This is a genomic window from Micromonospora sp. NPDC005220 (assembly GCF_040607895.1).
Lineage (GTDB): Bacteria > Actinomycetota > Actinomycetes > Mycobacteriales > Micromonosporaceae > Micromonospora.
Genome location: NZ_JBEXHP010000170.1, coordinates 1 through 8,703 on the forward strand (window position 1 = coordinate 1; position 8,703 = coordinate 8,703).

An 8,703-nucleotide genomic window follows, 5' to 3' on the forward strand; every position below is an offset into this window, starting at 1 on the left:
ACCCCCCCCCGCCCGCTCGCCAGCGGGGGGGGCCCGGGCCGGACCCGGCCCCCCCGCCCCCCGGGGCCCCGGCGGCGGCCGCCGGGGCGCCCGGGGCGCCGTCGCGACCGGGGCCGGCACCGACGATCCGGTCCCGCTCGGCCCCCGCCTCGACCGCGGCCCGCAACGCCGGCACCGCGTCGGCGGTGGCCACCGGAACCTCCACCACGTCGATGCCGAGGTCCCAGGCCCGCTCGGCGAGCCGAACGGTCTCGGCGACCGGCAGGCCGCGCAGGATCGCCATCACCCGGGCGCCGCCGAAGATGTGGTCGAAGTCCGGTGTGGTCATGGTGCACTCCATCCGAGGTCGCGGTGGGACTGTTGCTGCTGGTCGGGTCGCCACCCGGCGGCCCGACTCAGGTCGCCGTCACCAGGTCGGTCAGGTCGAGCGGCGACCAGGCGTCGGCGGGGGCGTCGATCAGCTTCTCGAACCAGGCCCACGGCGGGACCGGGGCGTTGTCGCCGCTGCTGGTCAACGCCTGCGCCGCCGTGAGGTGGCCGAGGCGCAACCGCCGTACGGGGTCGAGGCCACGCAGCAGCCCGGCCAGGTAGCCGGCGGCGAACGCGTCACCGGCGCCGACCGGCTCCACCACCGTCACCCGGGGCGCGGACACGAAGACCGGTTCGGCGTCGCGGACCAGCGCGGTGGCGCCCACCGCGCCGTCCTTCACCACCACCGTTCCCGGGCCCGGCAGCAGGTCGCGCACCGCCGTCGGGTCGGTGCTGCCCCAGAGGGTCTCCGCCTCGTCCTGCCCGACGAAGACGAGGTCGCAGCGGTTGGCGATGTCGCGCAGCACCGGCGCGGCCTGCTCGGCGGGCCACAGCCGGGCCCGGTGGTTGACGTCGAAGCTGACCAGCGCCTCGGCCAGCGGTCGGTCGGTCACCGCGTGTTCGACCAGCGCCCGGCAGGACGCGGAGAGCGCCGGGGTGATCCCGGACAGGTGCAGCACCCGGGCACCGGCCAGCGCCGGGTCGGCCAGCGTGGCGGGGTTCATCAGGGACGCCGCCGACCCGGCCCGGTAGTAGTGCACGGCGGTCCCCTGTGGGCCCGGGTCCTTCACATACAGGCCGGTGGGGGCGGTCGGGTCCACGCACACCTGGTCGACGCGGACGCCGGCGGCGGCGACGTGCCGGACGACGGCCCGACCGAAGGGGTCGTCGCCGACCCGGCTCACCCAGGTCGTCCGGTGTCCCAGGCGGGCCAGGTAACCGGCCACGTTGGACTCGGCGCCACCGACCGAGACGGCGACCCGTTCGGCGTGCTCCAGCGGCTCACCCGGCGCGGGGCAGAGCACCACCATCGTCTCCCCCACCGCGGCCACCTCGACCGACGCGGAGCCGGCCGGGACACTCGCCTGGTCAGGTCGGGGGGCGGTCGGCATCGGGCACACGTCCTCGCGGCGGGGGTGCTGGGCGTCGCCGAGCCTAGGTGTCGCACGCGGGACGGGCAAGCCGGTGTCCCACTGGTCAGGGCAGCGTCAGCCCGTACGCGGCCAGCACCTCCGCGATCGGCTGGTAGTAGGTGGTGCCGCCGGCCGTGCAGTTGCCGGTGCCGCCGGAGAGGATGCCGAGGATGGTGCCGGTGGCGGCCACGTAGAGAGGTCCGCCGCTGTCCCCCGGCTCGGCGCAGATGTTGGTGCGGATCAGGCCGTAGATCACGCCGGTGGCGTAGTTGACGGTCTGGTTGAGACCGGTGACCGTGCCGCACCGCACCCCGGTGGTGCTACCGCTGCGGCACACCGCCTGACCGATGTACGCGTTGCCGGGCCCGTTGATGGTCAGCAGGCCGGGATAGGTGTAGACCGCGCTCGGGTGGGCGATGCGCCCGGTGTAGCGGATCAGCCCGTAGTCGTTGCCGGGGTAACTGGTGGCGGTGCGGGTGCCGAGCACGGTGCTCTGGGCGCTGTCGGCGTACCAGGTGGCGGCGCTGGTGGTGCAGTGCCCGGCGGTGATCACGTAGTAGGTGCTGCCGCTGCGCGCGTTCGCACCGAGCGAGCAGCGCGCGCCGCCGCCGCCGTAGATGCCCTGCCCGCCGGCGATCAGGGGGCGCAGCGTCCCGGGTTCGCGGCGCAGCAGCACGCCGGCCCGGTCGGCGATCGCCCGCAGTGCGGTCAGTTCGGTGCGGGCCACGGTGTCGTCGACGGTGAGCGTCATCCGGCCGGTGGCGGGGTCGAAACCCCAGGCGGTGCCCGGGGTGCGTACTCCGGTCAGCACGGCCGCCGCGTCGGCGGCGGGCGCGGCGACCCGGTCCGGGACGGCGGCCTGCGCCGCGCCGGGCGCGACGAGCAGCAGGATGGTCAGGACGAGGGCGGCCAGCGGGTAGCGGCGCATCCGAACCTCCGAGGAGATCGAGATCTGTGGATGCGGCAAAGCATCGCCCGGTGTCCGACGCCGTGACAACCTCCGGCCGTCCTCTTCCCCGACCGGCGGGAATAGTCGATCCGGCGGCTGGCCACCCGTGCTGGTCACCGCGATCGTGGCCCTCGCGCTGGGGTGCTCACCGTCAGGCGAGGTGCCGGGCGGCCCAGTCGGCGAGGTCCCGGGCGCAGGCGTCCACCGACTCCTGCCAGGTCCGGGCCGCACCGTCGCCCGCCTCGTCGCTGACCTGCTTGACCAGCCGGCACGGCACACCGGCCTGGGCGGCGGCCCAGGCCACCGCGTACCCCTCCATGTCGACCAGGTCGGCGCGCTGCGCCAGCCGGTCCCGCTCCGCGTCGTCGGCCACGAAGGTGTCACCGGTGGCCAGCACCGCGCCCTCGGCGGCCAGCGACAGCGGCGCCCCGTAGGTCTCGCCGGTGAGCGTGCGCAGCAGGTCGGTGTCCAGGTCGTGCTGGAGCACGGTGGCGACCTCGTGGATGCCGGCCAACCCCGGGCGCAACGCACCGGCCGTGCCCAGGTTGAGCAGCAGGGCGGGGCGCGGCCCGGCGGCCAGCACCGCGGCCACCGCGCTGGCGGCGTTCACCTTGCCCATCCCGGTCAACAGGACCGGCAGCTCGGGCGGCAGGTAGCGGGCCTCCTCCCCGACGGCGAGAACCACCAGCGGACGATCGGCGCGGACCGTACCTCGAAGATTCACCGGAGCATCGTACGAGCCCGGCTCTCCCCCGCCGACCGCACCCAGCCATCGTTCAGCGCTGTCGCATGGTGCGTTCAGGCACGTGGGGCAGGCTGGTCCGGCGAGCCACCGGACGTCGGCGGTCCGGGCCGCGACGAAAGAGGTGACGAGGGTGTACGACGGGCAGGAGTTCCACCGCGACAACCGCTGGTGCCTGAGCCGGCGCGCCCTGCTGACCGGGGCCGGTGCGGTCGGCGCCGCCGGCCTGCTGAGCGCCTGCGGCGCCGGTGACAGCTCGACCGGTCAGGAGGCCGCCACCGTCGGCAGCGTGCTGACCAGCACCGCCGACGTGCCGGTGGGCGGGGGCACGGTGAGCGGCGGCGTGCTGGTGGTCCAACCGGAGGCCGGCACGTTCAAGGCGTACGACGCGACCTGCCCACACCAGGGCGTACGCGTCGGCGCGCCCCGCGACGGCGTGATCACCTGCCCCGCGCACAACTCCACCTTCGCGGTCAGCGACGGCTCCCGCCGGGGCGGGCCCGCCACCAGGGGCCTGACGGAGATCCCCATCACGGTCGACGGCACAACGATCACCCGAGCCTGACCAGCCGCCCCCGGTCAGTGGGTGGAGTGGACGCCGACCACGTCGTCCTCGCTGGTCTCCCCGGTCAACTGGAACCCGAGTCTCAGGTAGAACCGCTCCGGCCCGTCCGGCCCCGGCCTCCACGTCGTGTAGACGCGGTCGTGCCCCCGTCGGCGGGCCTCGTCGCGGACGGCCTGGACCGCGAAGCGGCCGTACCCCCGGCCCTGGTGGTCGGCGGCGATGTTCAGCCGCCACAGCCCCGAGCGCCTGTCGTCCGGGTGGGCCGGATTCCACCCGATGTCGAAGAAGCCCATCAGGAAGCCGACGATCTCGTCGTCCTCGACGATCAGACGCGGCCACGCGATCTCGGGCTGCGCGTACGCCTCGGCGAGGGACCAGGCCACCGGAGAAGAGAACCTCTCCTGGTCGGGCCGCACGCTCACCCGGCACGCGGCCTCCACGTTGTCTGGAGTGATCTTCACCAGTTGCGGCACGCCAGCCACACTACCGAGCGGGGCCTTGCAACAGGCCGTCGAGCAGCCGGCCCAGGCCAAACTGGAACCAGGTGTCGAGGTCGGTGTCGGGTCGGGTCTGGCCGGCCGCGGCCAGCCACTGTCGTTCCCGGGTACGGCCGGTCCGCTCCAACCGGCTGCGCGTCGCCGACCACCAGGCGTGGTAGGTGGTGTCGACGGGATCGCGCCGGATGAGCAGGGCCATGCCCTGGATGTAGCCGCTGAACGCCAGGTAGGCGCGGAACGCCTCGGCGGGGTCGTACCCGGCGCTGGTGAACGCCACCACGACACGGTCGACCATGGCGAGTACGGCCGGGCCGGCCGGCGGTCGGTCGGTCGCGAGGACGGCCAGCAGCCAGGGGTGGCGGCGGTACAGCGTCCACTCGTCCCCGGCCAGCCGTTCGACGACCTCACCGCCGCGACCCGACCGTGGCAGGAGGTCTACTTCGGGCCCAACTACCGGCGGTTGCAACAGGTCAAGGCCCGCTGGGACCCCCGCAGCGTCTTCCACCACGACCTGTCGGTACGACCACCCGGGCACTGACCGCACCCGCTGACCCCACCCCCGCCCAGGGTGAATCACCCGCCAACCTCATGATCAACCGACAGGGCGGGCGGGGTCGGCGGGGCAGCGCTCGGAGAGGGCGTAGCGGAGCAGGACCACGTCGCCGATCTGGCGGGCCTCGGCCAGCCGGGCACGCCGACCCGGGTGCCAGGGGAAACGGCCCTCGCCGACGAACCGGGGCGCCCGACCGTCACCGACGAAGAACGGGGCGACCACCAGGTGCAGTTCGTCAGCGAGACCGGCGGCCAGGAACTGGGCGTGCACCGTCCCGCCACCCTCCACCATCAACCGCTGCACGCCCCGCGCGGCCAGGTCGGTCAGCAGCCAGCCCGGGTCGACGGGCTCCCCCGCGTCGACCACGGTGGCCAGTTGGCCGACCCGTTCCCGGGTCTTCTCCACCGCGCCCGAGGCGCAGTAGACCAACCGGGCCGCATCACCGGCGGTGAAGAAGCGGGCGGTCGGGTCGAGGTCACCCCGGGCGGTCAGGGTGACCTTGGTGGGCGAGGCGGGTCGACCGGCCGCCACCCGGGCGTCCCGGCGGCCCGGGGACCGCACCAGCAGCCGAGGGTCGTCGCGTCGGACGGTGCCGGCACCGACCAGGATGGCATCGCAGCTGGCCCGGACCGCGTCGACGCGGTCCAAGTCGTCGTCGTTGGACAGCAGTAACCGCTGCTCCGTGGCGTCGTCGATGTACCCGTCGATGGAGGTGGCACAGCTCAGCAGCACGTACGGCCGCGTCGGCTCCGGCCGGCAGCTCATCGGGGGACGGGCCGCTCAGAAGGACGACCCGCGAGCGTCTCCGCCGCCTCGGCTGCCTCCGCCGCCTCGACCTCCGCCGCCTTGGCCGCCTTCGCCGCCAGGTAGTCGGCGTTGGCAGGCGAGAGGAAGACGCTGGTCAGCACCCGTTCGGCCACGTCCACGCCCAGCCGGGTCAACTGCTCGGCCTTGTCCGGGTTGCTGCTCAGCAGTCGAACCCGCGGCACGCCCAACGTGGCCAGCATCTGCGCGGCGGCGGTGTAGTCCCGCTCGTCCTCGCCCCGGCCCAGCGCCACGTTGGCCTGGTAGGTGTCCAACCCGGCGTCCTGCAACGCGTACGCGTCCAGCTTGGCGTACAGGCCGATGCCACGGCCCTCCTGTCGCAGGTAGAGCAGAAAACCTCCGGTCTCGGCGATCCGCTGCACCGCCTCCCGCAGCTGCGGCCCGCAGTCGCACCGTTGGCTGCCGAACACGTCGCCGGTCAGGCATTCGCTGTGCGGGCGGACCAGCGGGGCTTCTCCCCCGACGGCGAGCCGATCCAGCGCGCCCGCCCAGTCGCCGAGACCGAAGGCCAGGTGCTCCCGACCGTCCACCAGGCCCTTGAAGGTGAACACTCGGGTGGTCGTGGTGTAGCCGTCCGGAAACGCCAACGGCACCGTGACCTGCGTGCGGATCGTGGCAACCGGCAATGCTTCGGGCATGGGACTCCTTCGTCCGGCGCCGCCGCCGTCCGGCGACGCGTACCGTCTCACAACCGACTCAACAGCCGTCGCCGGAGGTGGCTTCCCCGGCGGCGACCGGAATTCGACGCCGCCGGGCCAGCAACACGGCGGCCCCGGGCAGGCTGGCCACCAGAATCAGTGCACCGTAGACGGTGGCGGTGGCGACGCCCTCGGCCGCGCTGAGGCCGGCCGCGCCGAACACCCACGCCGCCACCCCCTCGCGCGGTCCGAAGCCGGCCACGTTCAACGGCAGGCCCATGGCGAGCAGGGCGAGCAGCGTCAACGGCAGCAGTCGGGTCAGCGGGGCGTCCGACCCGGCGGTACGCGCCGCCACCAGGAAGGTGGCCAGGTGCCCGGCGACCATCACGGCCGAGGCGACCAGCACACCGAACCAGGTACGCCGGGCCAGCAGCCCCGACCGCACGTCCGCCACGGCGGTCCGCAGTGCCGTCGCCCAGCGCGACCCGCCGCCGTTCGGAAGGACCCTCGCCACCAGCACGGCGACCAGCCCACCGGCGACGAGCAGCGCGGCGACGACCGGCAGGTACGGCCGTGCCGGGGACGGGAAGGCCGCCAGCACCACGAGCGCCACTCCGACCAGGACCACCTGCCCGGCGGTCCGCTCCCAGACCACCGCGCGGATGCCCCGGCTGACGTCACCGGCGTCGCGGCCGTGGCGGACCGCCCGGTGCACGTCGCCGAGCACCCCGCCGGGCAGGGTGGCGTTGAGGAACACGGCCCGGTAGCAGTGCGCCACCGCGGTCGCCAACGGCAGGCGGACTCCGAGACCACCGGCGACCAGGCTCCACCGCCACGCCGCGCAGACCGTGGTGAGCACCCCGATGACCAGCGCCGCCGCCAACGCTGGCGCGTCGATCAGTCGTACCCCGGCAAGGAACGGGCCGGTGCCCACCTGCCACAGCAGGACGGCGAGCAGACCCACCCCGCCGACCACTCGTGCCCAGGCCCAGAACATCGGCGCCGGCCCTCCCCTTGAAGATCGTCCAGTTGCCCTAGTCCACGTACCCAGGGCGTGAACGGTTCATCCACCGGCGAGGAGGTCAGTGTGGTCGACCAGCACGGTGAGTCGGCCGGCCGCCGCGTCGGCCAGCCGCCGCCGGGCGTACGCCTGCGCCGGGCCGGCCAGGTCGGGGCGCTGCGCGCAGGCCGCCCCGAGCCAGCCCCGGAACCACTCGGCGGCCAGGTCGGCCTGCTCCGGGCCGAGGCGCCACGGGCTGGGCCGTTCCCGCACGTCCACGCCGTGCCGAGCGAACGCGGCGGCGGTGGCGGCGCCGGCATCCGGGCCGAGCAGCCGCCGGCCCTCGACGGTACGCCGCTGGTGGTCGTTGAACGCGGCTTCGACCGCCTCGTCCAGCGGGTCGGCAGGGGTGAACCGGACCCGCCCGGTCACCGAGATGGCGAACAGGGCGGGCCGGCCGACGCAGGCGGCCACCACCCGTTCGATCTCCTCCGCGGTGAGCATGTCCAGCAGGGCGGACGCGGTGACCAGGGAACCGTCGGCGAGGTCGGCGGCGGTCAGCCCGGTGAGGTCACCGCAGCGGGTGTGCACGGTGACCGGGGCGCCGTCGGCGGCTCGTACCCCGGTCATGCCCTCGGCGGCACGGGCCAGCAGGTCGGCGTCCCGGTCGTGCAGCACCCAGTGCTGTGGTCCGGGCAGCCGGACGGCCAACCACCGACTCATCGAACCGGTGCCGCTGCCCAGGTCGTGGATCACCATCGGCGCGTCCCCGGTCAGCCGGGCCCGGACGGCGTCCAGCAACTCCTCGGCGCGCGCCGCCGCGTCGGCCGGCTCACGCAACCGCAGCCAGTCGGCGAACGGCAGGGTCTCCTCGGCGGTCATTCCGCCACCTCCTTCAGCACGCCGGCCAGCAGCATGGTGGTCACCGGCCAATCGGTCAGGGTGTCGCGCCGGGCGAGAGCGGCACGCCGCAGCCGGGCACGCAACGCGTCGTCGTCCAGCCAGCGGATCAGCGCGGCGGCCAGCGCCGCCGGGTCACCGGGCGGGACCAGCAGCCCCGGCCGGTCACCGCCGGGCGCGTGACCGAGCGCCTCCGGCAGCCCACCCGCCCCGGTGGTCAGCACCGGCAGGCCGCGGGCCAGCGCCTCGGTGACGACCATGCCGTACGTCTCGCCCCTCGACGGCAGCACCAGCAGGTCGGCGGCGGCGTACGCGTCGTTCAACGCCGCGCCGGTCAGCGGGCCGACCAGCCGCACCCGCTCGGTGAGGCCCGCTCCGGTCAACCTGTCGCGCAGCCGGTGCACCAACTGCGGTTCCCGGGCCAGCGTGCCCGCACAGACCATCGTCCACTGCCGTCCGACCAGCGTGGCCAACGCGTCGACAAGCACGTCGTACCCCTTGTGGTGGGTGACCGCCGCGACGCAGAGCAACCGGTCGCCGGCCGCCGAGCCGGCAGCCGGCGGCGCGGGCCGCACCCCCGGCGGCGCGGCCC

Annotated in this window: 12 protein-coding genes and 1 pseudogene; 2 read left to right on the forward strand and 11 right to left on the reverse strand. The window is 74.6% G+C overall.

Translation table 11 applies throughout. The features are described from left to right. The 4 genes and pseudogenes from ABZU52_RS30755 to ABZU52_RS30770 all read right to left on the reverse strand — a co-directional run. Positions 1 to 328, reverse strand: a pseudogene (locus ABZU52_RS30755) (2-dehydro-3-deoxyphosphogluconate aldolase); the annotation flags it as partial. A 67-nt stretch (positions 329 to 395) separates the two neighbouring features. Further along, positions 396 to 1,421, reverse strand: coding sequence for a sugar kinase (locus ABZU52_RS30760; protein WP_354974433.1), 1,026 nt, complete (start codon positions 1,419 to 1,421; stop codon positions 396 to 398). A gap of 85 nt (positions 1,422 to 1,506) precedes the next feature. Continuing rightward, a complete protein-coding gene (locus ABZU52_RS30765) occupies positions 1,507 to 2,370 on the reverse strand; it encodes a S1 family peptidase (protein ID WP_354974434.1) in 864 nt (287 codons plus the stop codon). Positions 2,371 to 2,542: 172 nt separating this feature from the next. Next, positions 2,543 to 3,115, reverse strand: a complete 573-nt coding sequence (locus ABZU52_RS30770) for a nucleosidase (RefSeq protein WP_354974435.1) — start codon at positions 3,113 to 3,115, stop codon at positions 2,543 to 2,545. 151 nt (positions 3,116 to 3,266) lie between these two features. On the opposite strand from ABZU52_RS30770, the gene ABZU52_RS30775 reads away from it, so the two are divergent. After that, positions 3,267 to 3,698, forward strand: coding sequence for a Rieske (2Fe-2S) protein (locus ABZU52_RS30775; protein WP_354974436.1), 432 nt, complete (start codon positions 3,267 to 3,269; stop codon positions 3,696 to 3,698). A gap of 14 nt (positions 3,699 to 3,712) precedes the next feature. On the opposite strand, the gene ABZU52_RS30780 is transcribed toward ABZU52_RS30775, so the two are convergent. Then, positions 3,713 to 4,171: a GNAT family N-acetyltransferase gene (locus ABZU52_RS30780; protein WP_354974437.1), complete on the reverse strand. Its 459-nt coding sequence runs from the start codon at positions 4,169 to 4,171 to the stop codon at positions 3,713 to 3,715. A 10-nt stretch (positions 4,172 to 4,181) separates the two neighbouring features. Continuing rightward, positions 4,182 to 4,625: a TetR/AcrR family transcriptional regulator C-terminal domain-containing protein gene (locus tag ABZU52_RS30785; protein WP_354974444.1), complete on the reverse strand. Its 444-nt coding sequence runs from the start codon at positions 4,623 to 4,625 to the stop codon at positions 4,182 to 4,184. Between ABZU52_RS30785 and ABZU52_RS30790 the strand changes: the two genes are divergently transcribed. Next, positions 4,551 to 4,733, forward strand: coding sequence for a BBE domain-containing protein (locus ABZU52_RS30790; RefSeq protein ID WP_354974438.1), 183 nt, complete (start codon positions 4,551 to 4,553; stop codon positions 4,731 to 4,733). The genes ABZU52_RS30785 and ABZU52_RS30790 overlap by 75 nt on opposite strands. A gap of 54 nt (positions 4,734 to 4,787) precedes the next feature. On the opposite strand, the gene ABZU52_RS30795 is transcribed toward ABZU52_RS30790, so the two are convergent. The 5 genes from ABZU52_RS30795 to ABZU52_RS30815 form a co-directional block, all read right to left on the reverse strand. Further along, the gene (locus ABZU52_RS30795; protein WP_354974439.1) at positions 4,788 to 5,513 is read right to left on the reverse strand and encodes a dihydrofolate reductase family protein; all 726 of its coding nucleotides are present in this window, start codon (positions 5,511 to 5,513) and stop codon (positions 4,788 to 4,790) included. After that, complete coding sequence (gene ribA, locus ABZU52_RS30800; protein WP_354974440.1) at positions 5,510 to 6,211, reverse strand: GTP cyclohydrolase II; 702 nt, start codon at positions 6,209 to 6,211, stop codon at positions 5,510 to 5,512. The genes ABZU52_RS30795 and ribA overlap by 4 nt, the downstream gene beginning before the upstream one ends. A 58-nt stretch (positions 6,212 to 6,269) precedes the next feature. Then, complete coding sequence (locus ABZU52_RS30805; protein ID WP_354974441.1) at positions 6,270 to 7,208, reverse strand: lysylphosphatidylglycerol synthase transmembrane domain-containing protein; 939 nt, start codon at positions 7,206 to 7,208, stop codon at positions 6,270 to 6,272. Between the two features lie 66 nt (positions 7,209 to 7,274). Then, positions 7,275 to 8,093, reverse strand: coding sequence for a class I SAM-dependent methyltransferase (locus ABZU52_RS30810; RefSeq protein WP_354974442.1), 819 nt, complete (start codon positions 8,091 to 8,093; stop codon positions 7,275 to 7,277). Continuing rightward, positions 8,090 to 8,703 (reverse strand): glycosyltransferase (locus ABZU52_RS30815; RefSeq protein WP_354974443.1); only part of this gene is annotated, 614 nt, incomplete at its 5' end. The genes ABZU52_RS30815 and ABZU52_RS30810, both read right to left, overlap by 4 nt.